This window comes from Marinobacter vulgaris, from assembly GCF_003344045.1.
GTDB lineage: Bacteria > Pseudomonadota > Gammaproteobacteria > Pseudomonadales > Oleiphilaceae > Marinobacter > Marinobacter vulgaris.
This window is the reverse complement of sequence record NZ_QFWX01000005.1, coordinates 92,524-109,226: the sequence shown is the minus strand read 5'-3', so window position 1 is coordinate 109,226 and position 16,703 is coordinate 92,524. Positions and strand designations below refer to the sequence as shown.

General features: G+C 58.3%; 15 protein-coding genes and 1 tRNA gene. 11 read left to right on the top strand and 5 right to left on the bottom strand.

From position 1 onward, the window contains the following. Nucleotides 1–120: 120 nt before the first annotated feature. The 9 genes from DIT71_RS11865 (at nucleotide 121) to DIT71_RS11825 (ending at nucleotide 9,961) form a co-directional block, all read left to right on the top strand. Entirely contained in the window at nucleotides 121–774 is a 654-nt protein-coding gene (locus DIT71_RS11865; RefSeq protein ID WP_114613705.1) for a 50S ribosomal protein L25/general stress protein Ctc, read from the top strand. 30 nt (nucleotides 775–804) lie between these two features. Then, complete coding sequence (gene pth, locus DIT71_RS11860) at nucleotides 805–1,392, top strand: aminoacyl-tRNA hydrolase (RefSeq protein WP_114613440.1); 588 nt, start codon at nucleotides 805–807, stop codon at nucleotides 1,390–1,392. A gap of 36 nt (nucleotides 1,393–1,428) precedes the next feature. Beyond that, the gene (gene ychF, locus DIT71_RS11855) at nucleotides 1,429–2,520 is read left to right on the top strand and encodes a redox-regulated ATPase YchF (protein WP_114613439.1); all 1,092 of its coding nucleotides are present in this window, start codon (nucleotides 1,429–1,431) and stop codon (nucleotides 2,518–2,520) included. A gap of 20 nt (nucleotides 2,521–2,540) precedes the next feature. Beyond that, nucleotides 2,541–3,281 (top strand): 4'-phosphopantetheinyl transferase family protein, encoded by a 741-nt coding sequence (locus DIT71_RS11850; RefSeq protein ID WP_114613438.1) that lies wholly within the window; start codon nucleotides 2,541–2,543, stop codon nucleotides 3,279–3,281. Nucleotides 3,282–3,358: 77 nt separating this feature from the next. Then, nucleotides 3,359–3,435, top strand: a tRNA-Met gene (locus tag DIT71_RS11845). Between the two features lie 284 nt (nucleotides 3,436–3,719). Beyond that, a complete protein-coding gene (locus DIT71_RS11840; protein ID WP_114613437.1) occupies nucleotides 3,720–4,997 on the top strand; it encodes an O-acetylhomoserine aminocarboxypropyltransferase/cysteine synthase family protein in 1,278 nt (425 codons plus the stop codon). A gap of 149 nt (nucleotides 4,998–5,146) precedes the next feature. Then, on the top strand, nucleotides 5,147–6,193 hold the full coding sequence (lipA, locus tag DIT71_RS11835; protein ID WP_114613436.1) for a lipoyl synthase: 1,047 nt from the start codon (nucleotides 5,147–5,149) through the stop codon (nucleotides 6,191–6,193). Nucleotides 6,194–6,201: 8 nt separating this feature from the next. Further along, nucleotides 6,202–7,422, top strand: coding sequence for a methyl-accepting chemotaxis protein (locus tag DIT71_RS11830; RefSeq protein WP_114613435.1), 1,221 nt, complete (start codon nucleotides 6,202–6,204; stop codon nucleotides 7,420–7,422). Nucleotides 7,423–7,474: 52 nt separating this feature from the next. Beyond that, nucleotides 7,475–9,961, top strand: a complete 2,487-nt coding sequence (locus DIT71_RS11825) for an efflux RND transporter permease subunit (protein ID WP_114613434.1) — start codon at nucleotides 7,475–7,477, stop codon at nucleotides 9,959–9,961. Nucleotides 9,962–10,090: 129 nt separating this feature from the next. Here DIT71_RS11825 and DIT71_RS11820 read toward each other — a convergent pair whose 3' ends face one another. Then, nucleotides 10,091–10,540, bottom strand: coding sequence for a Spy/CpxP family protein refolding chaperone (locus tag DIT71_RS11820; RefSeq protein ID WP_114613433.1), 450 nt, complete (start codon nucleotides 10,538–10,540; stop codon nucleotides 10,091–10,093). Nucleotides 10,541–10,758: 218 nt separating this feature from the next. Between DIT71_RS11820 and ylqF the strand changes: the two genes are divergently transcribed. Further along, a complete protein-coding gene (gene ylqF / locus DIT71_RS11815; RefSeq protein WP_114613432.1) occupies nucleotides 10,759–11,631 on the top strand; it encodes a ribosome biogenesis GTPase YlqF in 873 nt (290 codons plus the stop codon). Between the two features lie 158 nt (nucleotides 11,632–11,789). Next, nucleotides 11,790–12,536 carry a fumarate/nitrate reduction transcriptional regulator Fnr gene (gene fnr / locus DIT71_RS11810; protein ID WP_114613704.1) on the top strand — a complete coding sequence of 249 codons (747 nt, stop codon included), beginning with the start codon at nucleotides 11,790–11,792 and terminating at the stop codon, nucleotides 12,534–12,536. Between the two features lie 30 nt (nucleotides 12,537–12,566). Here the strand turns inward: fnr and DIT71_RS11805 are convergent, their stop codons facing one another. The 4 genes from DIT71_RS11805 to rplI all read right to left on the bottom strand — a co-directional run bounded on the left by DIT71_RS11805 (nucleotide 12,567) and on the right by rplI (nucleotide 16,691). Beyond that, the gene (locus DIT71_RS11805; RefSeq protein ID WP_114613431.1) at nucleotides 12,567–13,445 is read right to left on the bottom strand and encodes a sugar nucleotide-binding protein; all 879 of its coding nucleotides are present in this window, start codon (nucleotides 13,443–13,445) and stop codon (nucleotides 12,567–12,569) included. Between the two features lie 120 nt (nucleotides 13,446–13,565). Beyond that, nucleotides 13,566–14,663 carry an alanine racemase gene (gene alr / locus DIT71_RS11800; protein WP_114613430.1) on the bottom strand — a complete coding sequence of 366 codons (1,098 nt, stop codon included), beginning with the start codon at nucleotides 14,661–14,663 and terminating at the stop codon, nucleotides 13,566–13,568. Then, the gene (gene dnaB, locus DIT71_RS11795; RefSeq protein ID WP_114613429.1) at nucleotides 14,663–16,060 is read right to left on the bottom strand and encodes a replicative DNA helicase; all 1,398 of its coding nucleotides are present in this window, start codon (nucleotides 16,058–16,060) and stop codon (nucleotides 14,663–14,665) included. Before dnaB ends, alr begins: the two co-directional genes overlap by 1 nt. Nucleotides 16,061–16,244: 184 nt before the next feature. Next, on the bottom strand, nucleotides 16,245–16,691 hold the full coding sequence (gene rplI, locus DIT71_RS11790; RefSeq protein WP_114613428.1) for a 50S ribosomal protein L9: 447 nt from the start codon (nucleotides 16,689–16,691) through the stop codon (nucleotides 16,245–16,247). Between the last annotated feature and the right edge of the window lie 12 nt (nucleotides 16,692–16,703).

Below are 16,703 nucleotides of genomic sequence, written 5' to 3'. Positions count from 1 at the left end.
CCGGGGGCCCTCAGGGCTCCCGGTCTGTTTAGTCCGCCGGAAAAGCTTCCGGCATTTCGAAAATATCACCTGCTCAGGACCTGGTCGCGGGCCGTTCGGGTGAAAATTGAGGTTATAATCATGTCTCAGGAATTTCTTATTGAAGCATTTCCTCGTGGCGATCAGGGGAGAGGTGCGAGCCGCCGCCTGCGTCGCGAGGAGCGGAAAATCCCGGCTATCGTCTATGGCGGTAATAAAGAAGCCGTTTCCATTTCCATCTGGCACAACGAGCTGAAAAAAGCGCTGGAGAACGAAGCCTTTTTCTCTCACGTTCTGACCATTGAGCTGGAAGGCAAGAAAGAAAGCGTGATCCTGAAGGATCTGCAGCGTCATCCTTACAAGCCGCTGCTGACTCACGCCGACTTCCTGCGCGTTGACAAGGATCACGAGATCCACGTTAACGTACCACTGCACTTCCTGAACGAAGACTCCGCACCGGCCATCAAGCTTCAGGGCGGCGTTGCTCACCACCAGATCAACGAAGTGGAAGTCATCTGTCTGCCACAGGATCTGCCAGAGTTCATTGAAGTTGACATGAGTTCAGTGGAAATGGATCAGGTCATTCACCTGAGCGACCTGAAACTCACCAAGGGCGTTCGTATCGCTGCACTGCAGCAGGGCGAAGACCACGATCTGCCCGTAGTTGCAATCCACAAGCCTCGCGCTGCCAAGACCGAAGACACTGAAGAAGGCGAAGACAGCGGAGCAGGTGAAGAAGGCGAAGACAAGGAGTAACCACTCCTGCACTGACGAGGGCAACGGTAGATGGCACAGGATATCGTCATGGTGGTGGGGCTGGGTAATCCCGGCCCGGACTATGCGAATACCCGCCATAACGCCGGCGCCCTTTTCGTCGAAGCTCTGGCCCGCGAAGCGGGCCAGATGCTCCGCCCCGAAAAGAAATACCACGGGCTCTACGCCCGCATTCAGCTGCAGGGCCTTGACCTGCACCTTCTGAATCCCTCCACCTACATGAACCGCAGCGGCCTCTCCATCAAGGCCCTGGCGGACTTTTTCAAGATTCAGCCCGAACAGATTCTGGTTGCCCACGACGAGCTCGACCTGCCCCCCGGCACTGCCAAGCTCAAGAAAGGCGGCGGCCACGGCGGCCACAACGGCTTGCGGGACACCATCGCTCATCTGGGCACCAACGATTTCCAGCGACTGCGTATCGGTATCGGCCACCCCGGCGACAGCCGCCAGGTAACCGGCTACGTACTCGGGCGACTGAGCAAGCGGGAAACCGAAGAGCTCGATGCCGTGATCGACGAAATCATCCGGGTGTTGCCGGATGCCGTCAGTGGCAAACTTCCGGCGGCGATGAATCGCTTGCACAGCTTCAAACCGGTATAATCCGGCAAATTTTTCCAGCACCAGCAGAGGCACTCCATGGGATTTAACTGCGGCATCGTCGGCCTCCCCAACGTCGGCAAATCCACCCTGTTCAACGCACTGACCAAAGCGGGTATCGGCGCAGAAAACTTTCCGTTCTGCACCATCGAGCCCAATGCCGGTGTAGTGGCCATGCCCGACCCGCGCCTCAACAAGCTGGCCGAGATGGTAAAGCCCGAGCGCGTGGTGCCCACCACCATGGAATTTGTGGACATTGCCGGCCTAGTGGCGGGCGCGTCCAAAGGCGAAGGCCTGGGCAACCAGTTCCTGGCCAATATCCGCCAGACCGATGCCATCGCACATGTTGTTCGCTGTTTTGACGACAGCAACGTGATTCACGTGGCCAACAAGATCGACCCCGCCTCCGACATTGACGTAATCAACACCGAGCTTGCCCTGGCGGACATGGACACCGTGGAAAAAGCCATCAAACGCGTCCAGCGCGTTGCCAAGGGCGGTGACAAGACCGCCAAGGCCCAGCTGGAAATCTTCGAACGCCTGCTGCCGGTACTGAACGAAGGCAAGCCCGTGCGGAGCATGGGGCTCGACAGGGACGAGATGGCACTGATCCGCGAACTGTGCCTGCTCACCGTCAAGCCGACCATGTACATCGCCAACGTGGACGAGGACGGCTTCGAGAACAACCCTTACCTGGATCAGGTACGTGAGATTGCCGAGGCGGAGAACGCGGTTGTAGTGCCCATCTGCAACAAGATGGAAGCCGAAATCGCAGAACTGGAGGACGATGAAAAAGCCGTCTTCCTCGACGAGATGGGCATGGACGAACCGGGACTTGACCGCGTCATCCGTGGCGGATACCGCCTGCTGGACCTGCAAACTTACTTCACCGCCGGCGTGAAAGAAGTCCGGGCCTGGACCGTCCGTGTCGGCGCCACTGCGCCCCAGGCGGCAGGCGTGATCCACACCGATTTCGAGCGCGGCTTTATCCGTGCCGAAGTGGTGAGCTACGAAGACTTCGTCAAATACAACGGCGAAGCCGGTGCCAAGGACGCCGGAAAGTGGCGCCTCGAAGGCAAAGACTACATCGTCCAGGATGGGGACGTCATTCACTTCCGCTTCAACGTCTGATTGCTCCGGAAGTTTTGACGGTGAGTCTCCTGCCAGCCTGCTGCAGCAGCCCTGACGACCGATGGCCCTGGCCGCACCCCCTGCCGGGCCTGCATCTGATCAGCCTGGGTTTTGAATCGGACCGCTTCCACCCCGATGACTTCCGCTGTAGCGACATTATTCCACCTCCCTCCGTGGAAAGGGCGGTCAGCAAGCGTCAGTCGGAATACCTGGCAGGACGATTCTGTGCCCGCGAGGGCTTGTCCCGCCTCACAGGTCGCCCAGACACCCCAGCCCAAGGTGCTGACCGGGCCCCGGTATGGCCAACCGGATGCGTGGGGTCAATCACCCACACACGAGGCTGGGCGGCGGCGGTGGTTGGACATCAGCAGCATTACAGGGGGCTTGGCCTTGATGCGGAGATGATCATGCCCGATGACCGCGCGCTGCCACTTTCCCGCCAGATCCTGACTCAACCGGAACAGGCGCGGTTTGGCTGCGAGCTGACCCACCAGCCGGGATTTCTGATTACCCTGGCGTTCTGCCTCAAGGAAACGCTCTTCAAGGCACTTTACCCTCTGGTACAAAAGCGTTTCTATTTCGAGCATGCCGAACTGCTGGCCTGGCATCGGGACGGCACCGCCAGGCTGCGCTTGCTGACGACCCTGTCACCGGAATGGCCGATCCACAGCGAGCTCAACGCCTGGTTTTCCCTGGAGAATGACCGGCTGATCAGCCTGATTGCCATCCCCGCCCACAATCCCGCCAGCCACTCAGCCTGAAATCCGGAAAAGGGTTGACAGCAACGCATAAAATCCAGAAAATACGCGCCTCGTTTGGAGCACAACCCAACGAATATGGCAAGGTAGCTCAGTTGGTTAGAGCACGGCACTCATAATGCCGGGGTCGGCGGTTCGACTCCGCCCCTTGCTACCAGTATTGCAAAAGGGTCCTCGCGTAAGCGTGGGCCCTTTTTTAATTCCGGCGTCCTCTCCTCTCTACGCTCCCCACATAATGACAGGCCACCCGCCATGCCGGTTTGTCTTAATGCATTTTTCTTGCAAGCTGGCACAGGCCATATCTTCCCGAAGCTGGCGCGAAACCAGCAAAGTCACAAGCCAATCGGACGAACATGACACTCTGCTCACACCACCAGCTGTGGCATAATCATCCACATACGCTCAATTCGACAACAATGGCAACACAAGGGATGCACTATTATGAAACCGGAGACTCTTGCCCTCCACGCTGGCTTTAACGGCGACCCGACCACCAATGCCGCCACCACGCCCATTTACCAGACTACTTCCTATACCTTCGACGACACCCAGCACGGCGCCGATCTGTTCGACCTGAAGGTACAGGGCAACATCTATACCCGAATCATGAACCCCACCAACGCCGTCCTGGAAGAGCGCATGGCCCAGCTTGAAGGCGGCGTGGGCGCTCTGGCGGTGGCATCGGGCATGGCCGCGATCCTTTATGCCCTGCAGACCATCTGCAAGGTGGGCAACAACATTGTCAGTACCGGCCAGCTCTATGGCGGCACCTACAACCTGTTTGCCCACTCACTGCCGAACCAGGGCATTGATTGCCGCATGGTGAGACACGATGACTTTGATGCCGTGGAAAAGGCCATCGATGACAACACCCGTGCGCTGTTCTGCGAGTCCATCGGCAACCCGGCCGGCAACGTGGTGGACATCCAGCGCTGGGCAGAGATTGCCCACAAGCATGGCATTCCCCTGATTGTCGACAACACCGTGGCAACGCCTTTCCTGTGCCGCCCTTTCGAGCACGGTGCCGACATTGTGGTTCACTCCCTCACCAAGTACATCGGTGGCCACGGCACGACGGTTGCCGGCGTTGTGGTGGATTCCGGCAAGTTCGACTGGGCCGCCAACAAGGCCAAGTTCCCCATGCTGAATGAGCCGGACCCGTCCTACCATGGAGTGGTCTTCACCGAAGCGCTTGGTGAAGCCGCCTTCATTGGCCGCTGCCGCGTCGTTCCTCTGCGCAATACCGGTGCGGCACTGTCACCGTTCAACGCGTTTCTGATCATGCAGGGCCTGGAAACCCTCGGGCTGCGCATGGAGCGCCACTGCGAAAACGCCGAGAAAGTCGCCAATTACCTTCAGGATCATCCCGCCGTTGAGTGGGTCAACTACGCCACGCTGGCAGACAGCCCCTACAAGGCTACCTGTGACAAGATCTGCGGCGGTCGCGCCTCCGGCATTCTCAGTTTCGGCATTACCGGGGGTCGCGAGAACGGCGCCAGGTTTATCGATGCCCTGCAACTGATATACCGCCTGGTGAACATTGGCGATGCCAAGTCTCTGGCCTGCCACCCGGCCACAACCACGCACCGTCAGCTCAATCCGAAAGAGCTGGAAAGCGCAGGGGTCAGCGAGGATCTTGTGCGGCTGTCCATCGGCATCGAACATGTCGACGACATCATTGCCGATATCAGTCAGGCCCTGGACAAGGCAACGGCCTGAGCGACCAACGGGCACGACGAGCGTCGTGCTCGCAATCCCCGTGATTATCCGTACCTGCCTTGTATCCTCAGCGGGTGCGGATTACTCTTTAACGTAAGCTGAGATTCGTGTACCTCCCCAGAAGCCAATAGACAGAGAGTCCGTTTGTAATGAGCGATAGTGCCAAGCCCCGGGTCACCAGTGGTTCCAAGTTCCGCAATGAACATGGTTTTTCCGCCATCAAGGACGGGATCAAGCGCTCAGGATCGGGCATCATCGACACCAGTACCCAGCGCAAACCTTCCTGGCTCCGGGCCCGGATGCCCGGCGGTGAGCGCTACGAGGCGGTGCGCAAAAACGTCAGCGAACACCGCCTGAGCACGGTATGCCAGGAATCCCACTGCCCCAATATCGGTGAGTGCTGGACCAACGGTACCGCTACCATCATGGTCATGGGGTCAGTGTGTACCCGGGCCTGCCGCTTCTGCGCTGTCGACACCGGCAACCCCAAAGGCTGGCTGGACCACGAAGAGCCGGAAAATACCGCCAAATCCGTCGAGCTCATGGGCCTGCGCTACATTGTCCTCACCTCGGTGGACCGGGACGACCTGGACGACGGCGGCGCAGCCCACTACGCAGCGTGTGTGTCCGCCATCAAACAGCGCACCCCACACGTGGCGGTTGAGGCACTGACACCGGATTTCGATGCGGTAATGGAACACGTCGAAAAGGTCGTGGACTCAGGACTGGACGTTTTCGCCCAGAACGTGGAAACCGTCAAGCGTCTGACCACCCGGGTGCGGGATCCGCGCGCCGGTTATGAAAAAACCCTCAGCGTTCTGGGCCACGCCAAGAAATACCGTCCGGACGTGCTGACCAAAACCAGCCTGATGCTGGGTCTGGGTGAAACTGAGGAAGAGATACTCGAAACCATGGACGACCTGCTCGCCGTCGGTGTTGATATCCTGACTCTGGGCCAGTATCTGCGCCCGACCCAGAACCACCTGCCAGTCGAGAAGTACGTTACTCCGGAGGACTTCAACCGCTTCCGCGAAATCGGCCTGGAAAAGGGATTCATGGAAGTGCCGTCGGGGCCCATGGTTCGCTCCAGCTACCGGGCTGACCGGGTATTTGAAAAAAACAACCTCGGTCTTGCCGTGCCGGAAGTTCCTGCTTCATCGAAAGCCCAGCAAATCCCTGTAAAAGCCGTTGACTGAGACCCTCAATGCTGCAACTGATCAGGAATGCCCGGCTCAAGTACAAGTTCTGGCTGCTCAATATTGTTGTGTTTGTCGTACTCTGCCTGCTGGTGATCTATGCCATGAACACGGTAGCAGGGCTGACTGACCAGTCGTTTTCAGAGGTTTTCAGTGAAACCGCCGGTGGCTTCGCGCTGGTTGTTGCCGTTTTGATGATGCTGGAAATGGCCGGCTCGCAACTGCTGATTTCCTTCATTGAGCGGCACGTCTATCGCCTCAAGACAACCATGGTCTCCGTTCAGGCCTCCGGCAATCTCAGCGAACGGGCCCATGTTGACTCCACGGATGAAATCGGCGAGATGGGCCAGGCCTTCAACGCCATGCAGGATCGCACCATGGGCGTGGTAAGAAGCATGAAACAGGCCATCGATCATCTGCACCGGGAAGTGCAAGAGCTGACAGTGGCCGCAGAGGCCCGCCGGGATGACCTGGGCCGGCAGCAGTCCGGCGCCGATCGCAGCGCCGAGATGATAGAAACCATGCTGCAGAGTTTTACCGGCATTGCCGAACAGGCAGGCATCGCCAAAACCCTGTCTCACGAAGCACGAAATGCCACCGTTGACGGCAGCGAACGGGTTGGTCGCAGTGCCGACTCCATCCGGCGACTGGCCACCGCTATCCAGACCTCGGCAGACAGCGTGCAGGCGCTGGCTGAAAACAGCCATGAGATCAGCCACTCCGTTGCCGAAATCAAGGGCATTGCAGAGCAGACCAACCTGCTGGCACTGAATGCCGCGATTGAGGCCGCCCGTGCCGGTGAGCAGGGCCGGGGATTTGCCGTGGTGGCGGATGAAGTGCGCAATCTGGCCAGGCGGGTCCAGGATTCCACTGACCAGATTCAGGGCACCATAGACCGCCTGCTCACCGCCATGGACAACGCGGTCACGCAGATGACCGCAAGCTCGGGGGACGCCTCCCTGTGTGTCGATGAGTCAGAAGAGGCCCGCAAGTCCCTGGATGCCATCAATTCGGTTGTCAGCCGCATTGACCAGACCAACCAGGAAATCGCCAACGTATCCGCCGACCAGACAGCCTCAACCGACTCAGTCCTGGCCAATGTCCAGAGCATCCGCGATACCACCAACAGCATGGTCACCCAACTCACCGAAAGCGCCGATATGAGTAAACGCCTGAAACAGTTGATCGATTCTCTGGAAGAAGCGTCCAACAGGGTCACCGTCGACTGACAGTTTGTGGCACACTCTGCACTCGTTTTCACTGTGTAGGGTAATTCTTGCGATGTCCTGGCTTCGATCCTTCTACGACCGGCTGATTTTCCCCCATCCTGTTCTGGTACTGCTGCTGTTCGGCGCCGTGCTGATAGTCGCCAGTTTGCGGCTGGACCAGTTCCGTCTGGACGCGTCCGCCGAGTCTCTTGTCCTGGAGGACGATCGCTCACTGGAGCAGTATCGGGAGGTCAACCGGCGGTTTACCAACTCCGACGACTTCCTGATTGTTACTTTTACGCCCCACGAGGAACTGTTCAGTGACGACGGCCTGGCACTGCTGCGCTCACTGCGGGATGAACTGGCATCGCTGGATAACGTCAACTCCACCAACAGCATTCTCAACGTCCCCCTGCTCCACAGTCCTGACCTGACCCTGGATACCGTGGACTCCGAGATCAAGACTATCGACGAAGACGGTGTTGACCCTGACACCGCCCGCAAAGCACTGCTCAATAACCCCCTGTACCCCAATCTGCTGATCAGCGAAGATGCACGCACCACGGCCATACAGGTCAACCTGCCCACCCCTGAACGCTATTTCGAGCTGCTTCGTGAACGCAATACCCTGCGGGACAAGGTTGACAGTGGCGAAGCGACGGAACAGGAACAGCAGCAACTGGAAGTCGTCAGCCGCAAATTCATCGAATTCACCGAGGCCCAGGGCGAGGAACGGGATCGCACCATCGCCCAGGTCAGGGAAATTCTGGACAGCTATCGGGACCGTGCAGAGATTTACCTCGGCGGCGTGCCGATGATCGTTGCGGACATGATTCGTTTCATTGAGAACGATCTGTCCACTTTCGGGATCGGCGTACTGGTGTTCCTGTTATTGACCCTGGCGATCATCTTCCGCCAGTGGCGCTGGGTACTGGTACCGGTGCTGTGCTGCAGCTTTACTGTCTGGCTGGTGGTCGGTTACCTGAGCTGGGCACGCTGGCCGGTGACGGTCATTTCCTCCAACTTCGTATCGCTGCTGCTGATCATGACCCTGTCGCTGACCATTCACCTGATCGTCCGCTACCGGGAGTTCCAGCACGACGACCCTGATGCCGCGCCCAGAGATACCCTTCGCAATACCCTGCTGGCCATGATCAAGCCGTGTTTCTACATGGCCATTACCACCATTGTCGCTTTCGGGTCGCTTACCTTCAGTGGCATCCGCCCGGTGATCGATTTCGGCTGGATGATGACCATCGGCCTCGCCGTGGCCTTCCTCATCACCTTCCTGATTTTCCCGGCGCTGCTTACCCTGTTGCCACCGCCAGTGGATGAGCGGGTGCGCTCGGACCGCGTGCCATTTACCGACCTGTTCGCCCGCTTCACCGAACACTATGGAAAAACGGTGCTGGTCGGCTCTGCCATCATCGCCGTACTCTGCGCGATCGGCCTCAACCGCCTGACGGTGGAAAACAGCTTCATCGACTACTTCAAGTCCAGCACTGAAATCCACCAGGGCATGGTCACCATTGATGACCGCCTGGGGGGCACCACGCCTCTGGACGTGGTGATCACTGACGACAGGCCACCGGAAAGCGAAGGCGGGGGCGATCCTTTCGCCAGCGACTGCGATCCGTTTGTGGAGGATTGTGACCAGGCCGAGGAATACCGGGACACCTGGTTCACCTACCAGAAGATGGAGCGCCTGAGGAAAGTCCACGATTATCTGGACAGCCTGCCGGCAACCGGGAAGGTGCAATCCATCAGCACCACCCTCGATATACTGGCCCTGGTCAATGGCGGCGAGCCCCTGGATGCCCTCGAGCTGGCATTCGTACCTTCGGCGGTGCCTGAGGATTTGCAGGACATTCTGTTGACCCCCTACATCAACGAGAAATACGACCAGGCCCGCTTCAGCATTCGCGTCCTGGAGACCTCTGAGGACCTGCGACGCCAGGAACTACTGGACGAGATCCGCCGTCACCTGACCGAAGAAATGGGGTTCGAGGACGATCAGGTGCAGCTCTCAGGCATGATGGTAATGTACAACAACATGCTGCAAAGCCTTTTTGAATCCCAGATCAAGACCCTGGGTGTGGTTTTCCTGGCCATCATGATTATGTTCCTGATCCTGTTCCGGTCGATAAAACTGGCGCTTATCGGCATGGCGCCAAATCTGATTGCAGCGGGCTCCGTGCTGGGTCTGATGGGCTGGCTGGGCATCCCGCTGGACATGATGACGATTACGGTGGCGGCCATTACCGTGGGTATTGCGGTAGACGATACCATTCACTACATCCACCGGTTCAAAACGGAGTTCGAGAAAGACGGCGACTACATCGCCACCATGCACCGCTGCCACCGCAGTATCGGGCAGGCAATGTTCTTTACCTCGCTGACGATCATTACCGGATTTTCGATCCTGGTGCTGTCGAACTTCATCCCGACCATCTACTTTGGGTTGTTCACCGGCTTTGCCATGTTCATGGCGCTGGTTGGTGCTCTTACCCTGTTGCCTCGACTTATTGTGCTGGTTAAGCCGTTCGGTGTTCGAGAATAAAAGTCGAGCCTGAAGGCCTGCCGCGACGAACTTCCAGTTTGCGGGCCACAGATACAGAAAAACCGCCAGGGCCAGAAGCCAAGGCGGTTTTTCTGAATTCCGAACGCTAGTCCAGAGTAGTAACGAAGCTTACTGCATGCCCTGCTGCTGCATCTGCATCTGACGCTGCTGTTGCATCTGCTGCTGCATCTGCTGCATGCGCTTGTTCAGCTCTTCACGCTGCGCTTCGGTGAACACGGCATCAACCCGCGCCTGCATCAGGGTGGACATGGCCGTCATTTCACCAGTGACATCACCAAGCTCTTCCGCTTTTTCACGAATCTCGTCTTCATCGTAATCCGGCTTGATCTGGGCCTGGATCTCCTGCTGGAGTTGCTGGGCTTCGCCCTGAAGCTCCTGAATTTCAGACTGCATCTCGTCGATGATGCCGCGGATTTCTTTCTGCTGGTCATCGCTCAGGCCAACCATCTGAGCCAGCTGATCGACCTGGTCCGGCTGCCCGCCAGATTGCTGGGCCATCGCCGGAGAAGACAGCCCGACTGCAATCAGGGCAATTCCGAACAGTTTCACGAGCTTCATAGATATCTCCACTAATCGATTTTGGGTCACTTTGGGTTTTCAAGGATTACACCCTAAAACAAAACGACCGGACATTTCACCCCGAACCCCCTCCTTTTAGTACATACTCCACGGCAGTAAAACCCTCAGCTCCCGCCAATGGCGGGCTCAGAGAAATGTGAAAATTTAGTCATTCCCGTCCATAATGGCGCCGTTCAGCCATTTCCGGAGTAACAAACATGGCCATTAACTGGTTTCCAGGGCATATGCATAAGGCCCGCAAGGAGATCAAAAAAGAAATGCCCCAGATGGATCTCATTATCGAGGTTGTGGATGCGCGCCTGCCGTTCAGCAGTGAAAATCCGCTGGTTCCCGCCCTCAGGGGTGATACGCCGGTCATCAAGGTCCTAAACAAGCGCGACCTCGCCGACCCGGAGATTACCCGGCAGTGGCTCGCCTGGCTGGAAAAGGAGCGTGGGGTGCGGGCCATTACCATGACCCATAACCAGCGGGCAGAGGCTCTGGATATCCTGCGCCTGGCCGGCGAGATGACCCCCGACCATGATCGCCAGAAACGGGCTCTGCGGGTGATGATCCTAGGCATTCCCAATGTCGGAAAATCCACGCTGATCAACACCATGGCTGGCCGGCCAGCAGCCAAGACCGGCAACGAACCCGCCGTGACCAGGGCGCAGCAGGCGATCAAACTGCCGGACAACGTGTTGCTGTATGACACCCCCGGCTTTCTGTGGCCCAAACTGTCGCCGGAAGCCTGCGGTTACCGCCTGGCCATCAGTGGCGCCATCCGTAGTGCGGTGATCGAGTTCGAGGATGTGGCCATGTTCGAGGCGGACTACCTGCTGGAGGCCTATCCCGCGCTGGTCATGGCGCGCTATGGCTTTGAGGAACTGCCAAAGGGTGGACTGGCGCTGATGGATGGCATTGCCCTGAAACGACGATTCCTCGGCCGTGGCGGCGTTCCGGACCTGCACAAGGTGTCGGAAATACTGCTCAATGAATTCCGCTCCGGCAAACTGGGTCGCATTTCTCTTGAGACCCCGGCGATGGTTGAAAAAGAAGCCCGCGAGGAAGCGGAGCGAGATGGCGCCTAGACTGAGGGTTTTAGCTGACTCAGCACGCCCATGGCTGGTTCACGGCTGTTGGCGGAGTATATGCTTATAATTGTCTATGGCATTGGTCATTGGCAAAGGCCACCGTTCGTACTAAAGTACGGTTTTGACATGAATCAATAATGGATGGTTCAGCTACCATGGCGCAAGCTATCAGACTTCACCAGGTTTCCCCTCTCAAGGCATCCTGTCATCAGTGCAGCCTCAGCAACCTGTGCCTGCCCCTGGCTGTGGAAGAAAATGAGTTGGACCGCCTCGAGGATATTGTCCAGCAGGGCCGGATTTTCAACCGTGGCGAGCATATCTTCGACCAGAGCACACCGTTCCGATCCTGTTTCGCGGTCAAGAGTGGAGCCATCAAAACGTCCATCATCAGTGAGAACGGTGAGGAACAGGTAACAGGGTTCTTCATGCCCGGCGAGCTGGTGGGACTGGACAGCATGGGAAGCAAACACTACGCCTGCACCGCCCGGGCTCTGGAACGTACCAGCGTCTGCGAATTTCCGATCGACCGCCTGGAGGAGCTTACCGTCAAGCTGCCTGACCTCCAACACCACATGTATCATTTGATGAGCCAGGAAATCCAGGGTAGCCACCAGTTGGCCATGTTACTGAGCAAGAATACCGCAGAGGAGCGGATTGCCGCGCTGCTGCTGTCCCTTTCCAGCCGCTTCCAGCGTCGCCGTTTGTCGGGGACCAACTTCAGCCTGCCCATGGCACGAAACGACATCGCCAATTTCCTCGGACTGGCCGTTGAAACCGTAAGTCGGGTGTTCACGCGCTTTCAGAACCAGGGCATCATCAGCGCCCGAGGGCGTGAGGTGGAACTTCTCGATGTCGAGGCGCTGCAGACCGTAACCCGTGAGTTTTCACGTCAGAACATCTGATAGCGCCGCCTGACCGACGAACGGCGGCATTCAGCCGGCCGGTTCGTCGGTCAACTGTCTGTCCCCGTTCAGGGAGAGCAATTCCAGCTCCTCAGCCAGTCCTGAACGCCAGGGTAACTGCTTGACGCCAAAGGTGTTGCGGATCTTGGTGCAGATCATGGTGGCATTGACCGGCTCAAACGCGGCCCAGGCCGGAGTTTCGTCCAGAACGCGGATTCCGCTGGGAATACCACTCAACCCGGTGATCGCGAGGCCCAGCTCATAAAGTGAAATATCTTCGGCACCCGCATACTGATAGGTTCCCCACACCTCGGCACCACAATCAACCTGTTGCACAATTGCGGTAATCACCCGGGAAAGATCACTGACAGTGACGGGCTGGCCATGGCACTTGCTGGGCAGCCTGATAACGTCAGACCCGGCCGCCACCGACTGCACCTTGCGAATAAAACGCCCCAGACTCCAGCCCGTGCGAAGGATGAGATGTCGGGGCAGAAGCGTTCGCACCGCCTGCTCGCATTCCCACTGCCAGTTGCCCAGCTCGTTACAGGGCTGGCCCGGGTTGGAGGAAATATAGGCATTCTGCTTGCGACCGTCGAATACGTAACAGGAAGAAAGCTGTAACAACGCAATATTCCGTTCGCAGGCGTGCTTGGCCAATGCCACGGGCAGGGAGAAGGACGCCTTGTGAGCTGCTTCCGGATTTTTTTCGGCAATTTCCGGATCGGCAAGCCACAGCGCGTTCACGATCAGGTCGGTATCGTCGGGAATCCACCCTTCCAGTGCTGTCAGGTCAGCCGATTCCAGATCACTGACCAGCAACGGGGTGACCTGCACCGACGTATTTCTCAGGCGCTCCAGCAATACTCGCCCCAGGGGGCCATAATCATGGATAACAAGAACGTGCACGAGCGCTTACTACCTCCGGTTTCTGGCGAATGCCTTGGTGAAAGATCTTACGAGCATACAACAACAGAACCCACATCCTGAACCGGCAAAGCCGCAAGCAGCGACAAGCCGCCTGCTGAGCTACCCTGCCCTGTCGCCGGGACTGTCGTAGAACCTGGGGACCCGTGCCGTAACTCCAGTGAGCAGTTCGTAGGCAATTGTGCCCGCATGTCGCGCAACCTCATCAACACTCACATGCCGGCCCCAGAGCTCCACCGTGTCGCCGGGACAGGCGGCCGGTGCATCCGTCAGGTCCACCGCCAGCATGTCCATGGACACCCGGCCGATCAGCCGTATGCGGCTGCCTGCGACCCAGGCCGGGGTGCCGCTACCGGCATGGCGCGGATAACCGTCGCCGTAGCCGATGGCAACGATCCCCATCCGGGTTTCCCGCTCTGCGGTCCAGCTGCAGCCATAACCCACAGATTGCCCCGGCTTGAGCAGTCGTACCGCTATTAACGGTGCTTCCAGTGACATTGCCGGCTCCAGGCCCAGTTCCGGCCCGGTCTTCTCAAGCATCGGAGAGGCACCATAGAGCATTATGCCCGGACGACTCCAGTCGAACATCGGCTGGCCAGGCAGAAAATGGGCCGCGGAGTTGCTGGCGCTTTTTGCCAGTAACGGCCAGTCAGCAACAGCCTCTGTAAATACCCCCGTTTGATCATCCGTAAAGTTGCTGGCCACATCATCCGCGCAGGCAAAATGAGTCACGAAGCCAACCAGGTTCTGCATTACCATGTATTCTTTCAGTCGGGCCATGGCGTCGGCCAGCATTGCCGGCGCAAAACCGAGCCGGTTCATGCCCGTGTTCACTTTGAGCCAGAATGCAGGCACCTGCGTCGCGTGCATGAGCCAATCCAACTGGTAGTCACTGTGAAGCACCACCTCAAAGCCTTCACGGGCACAGATAGCCACGTCATCAGAGCTGTGCATGCCCTGCAGCAGAACCACGGGGTGCCTGATGCCCGCCTCACGGATGGCCAATGCCTCCTCAATACAGGCAACGGCAAATTTCGGTGCCTCGCCCTCCAGCGCCCGCGCAACCTCGGCAATGCCGTGGCCGTAGCCATCGGCCTTGATCACGGCCATGGCCCGGGCGGGGCTTGCCAGCCGGCAGGCAAGGCGATAGTTATGGCGAAGTGCACTGGTATCAATACGGGCAACGGTGTTCCGTGGCATCAATAATCCCCGCCATAATCGCCATGGGCCAAATCCTCGAACTTGGTGTACTTGCCGATAAAGGCCAGACGAACGGTACCAATGGGACCGTTCCGCTGCTTGCCAATGATGATCTCGGCAATGCCCTTGTCCGAGGTGTCCTCGTTGTAGACCTCGTCGCGGTAGACAAACATGATCACGTCTGCGTCCTGCTCGATGGCCCCGGATTCCCGCAGGTCCGAGTTGACCGGGCGTTTGTTGGGCCGCTGCTCCAGGCTACGGTTAAGCTGGGAGAGCGCCACTACCGGGCAACTGAGCTCCTTGGCGATGCCTTTCAGGGAGCGGGAGATTTCGGAGATCTCGGCGGTCCGGCCCTCGGTGTTACCGGGCACCCGCATCAGCTGGAGATAATCCACCATGATCAGCCCCAGCTGACCATTGTTCTCGCGGGCGATACGGCGAGCCCTGGAGCGCATCTCCGTGGGACTGAGACCCGGGGTGTCATCAATGTAGAGCGGCTTGTCTTTCAGCAGGCTGACAGCCGAGGTCAGCCTGGGCCAGTCATCTTCCTCCAGCTTGCCACTGCGGATGCGGCTCTGATCGATCCGCCCCAGCGACGACAGCATACGCATAACCAGTGCATCCGCCGGCATCTCCATGCTGAACACAAGGATCGGTGTGCTGGTGCTGATCAGGGCATTCTCGACAATGTTCATGGCAAAGGTGGTCTTACCCATGGAGGGTCGACCGGCAACAATCAGCAGGTCTGCCGGCTGCATACCCGATGTCCACTCGTCCAGGTCCTTGAAGCCGGTGGTCAGGCCTGTTGTGGTCTCACCGGATTCAAACAGCTCCTCGATACGGCTGAGCGCCTTGGTAAGAATCGGATTGATGGTCTGTGGGCCAGACCCCTCCTTCACCCGCGATTCTGCAATCTGGAAAACGTTACGCTCGGCCTCGTCCAGAATCTCGTTGCTGTTCCTGCCCAGGGGATTAAACGCGGAATCGGATATCTGCCCGGACACCTGAACCAGTTGTCGCAGGATCGACCGCTCCCGCACAATCTCGGCATAGGCGCGAATGTTGGCTGCCCCCGGCGTCTTCTCGGCCAGTTCCGCCAGGTAGGACAAGCCCCCGGCGTCTTCAATATCGCCGGCGCGCTCGAGAAATTCCGTCAGCGTTACCACATCCAGTGGCTCACTCTCACCGGCAAGCCGCTCGGCAGCGCCGAAGATCAGCCGGTGATCCTGACGGTAAAAATCGACCGCGGAAATAATTTCCGAGATCTCATCAAATCGGCGGTTGTCCAGCATCAGACCGCCAAGAACCGCCTGCTCGGCCTCCACGGAATGGGGCGGAACTTTTATTCGGCTGGTTTCGGGGTCGCTGTTTACCGGTTTGAAATTCGGGTTGGCCATGGAAACATCTTCATCTGGGCATCACATCCGGGACAGTGTACGGGGATTGTCGATGCGATGGGGAAGCTATAGTAGGGACAAATCATACACCAGAAAGCAACAAGCCCGGAATCCACCTGAGCGGATTCCGGGCTTGTATGGCTGCCGCGGGGCCGAAACCCTGCGCTACCGCTTGACCTGCAGTTTACTCGGCAACAACGGCCAGGTTAACTACAACGCTCACGTCAGAGTGCAGCTGAAGCTCGATCTCGTACTCGCCAACCGCGCGAAGCGGGCCTTCCGGCAAACGAACTTCACTTTTCTCTACTTCGGTACCGGCAGCGGTAATCGCATCAGCGATGTCACGCACGCCAATTGAGCCGAACAGCTTGCCTTCTTCACCAGCCTTGGAGGTGATGGTGAAAGAAGCGCCTTCCAGAGCCTCTGCACGGGCCTGAGCAGTAGTCAGCTTTTCAGCAGCTACTTTTTCCAGCTCTGCGCGGCGCTCTTCGAAAGCCTTCAGGTTGTCGGCGGTTGCCGCAACGGCCTTGCCATAAGGCAGCAGAAAATTACGACCGTAACCGGCCTTTACTTTGACCTTGTCACCCAGTGAGCCAAGGTTTGCTACTTTTTCGAGCAGAATAACTTCCATCTCGTTAACCTC

Excerpts from the sequence above, each read along its gene's own strand:
- DIT71_RS11865 (WP_114613705.1), top strand. The coding sequence starts at position 121 with ATGTCTCAGGAATTTCTTATTGAAGCATTTCCTCGTGGCGATCAGGGG.
- pth (WP_114613440.1), top strand. The coding sequence starts at position 805 with ATGGCACAGGATATCGTCATGGTGGTGGGGCTGGGTAATCCCGGCCCG.
- ychF (WP_114613439.1), top strand. The coding sequence starts at position 1,429 with ATGGGATTTAACTGCGGCATCGTCGGCCTCCCCAACGTCGGCAAATCC.
- DIT71_RS11840 (WP_114613437.1), top strand. The coding sequence starts at position 3,720 with ATGAAACCGGAGACTCTTGCCCTCCACGCTGGCTTTAACGGCGACCCG.
- lipA (WP_114613436.1), top strand. The coding sequence starts at position 5,147 with ATGAGCGATAGTGCCAAGCCCCGGGTCACCAGTGGTTCCAAGTTCCGC.
- DIT71_RS11830 (WP_114613435.1), top strand. The coding sequence starts at position 6,202 with ATGCTGCAACTGATCAGGAATGCCCGGCTCAAGTACAAGTTCTGGCTG.
- DIT71_RS11825 (WP_114613434.1), top strand. The coding sequence starts at position 7,475 with ATGTCCTGGCTTCGATCCTTCTACGACCGGCTGATTTTCCCCCATCCT.
- DIT71_RS11820 (WP_114613433.1), bottom strand. The coding sequence starts at position 10,540 with ATGAAGCTCGTGAAACTGTTCGGAATTGCCCTGATTGCAGTCGGGCTG.
- ylqF (WP_114613432.1), top strand. The coding sequence starts at position 10,759 with ATGGCCATTAACTGGTTTCCAGGGCATATGCATAAGGCCCGCAAGGAG.
- fnr (WP_114613704.1), top strand. The coding sequence starts at position 11,790 with ATGGCGCAAGCTATCAGACTTCACCAGGTTTCCCCTCTCAAGGCATCC.
- alr (WP_114613430.1), bottom strand. The coding sequence starts at position 14,663 with ATGCCACGGAACACCGTTGCCCGTATTGATACCAGTGCACTTCGCCAT.
- dnaB (WP_114613429.1), bottom strand. The coding sequence starts at position 16,060 with ATGGCCAACCCGAATTTCAAACCGGTAAACAGCGACCCCGAAACCAGC.
- rplI (WP_114613428.1), bottom strand. The coding sequence starts at position 16,691 with ATGGAAGTTATTCTGCTCGAAAAAGTAGCAAACCTTGGCTCACTGGGT.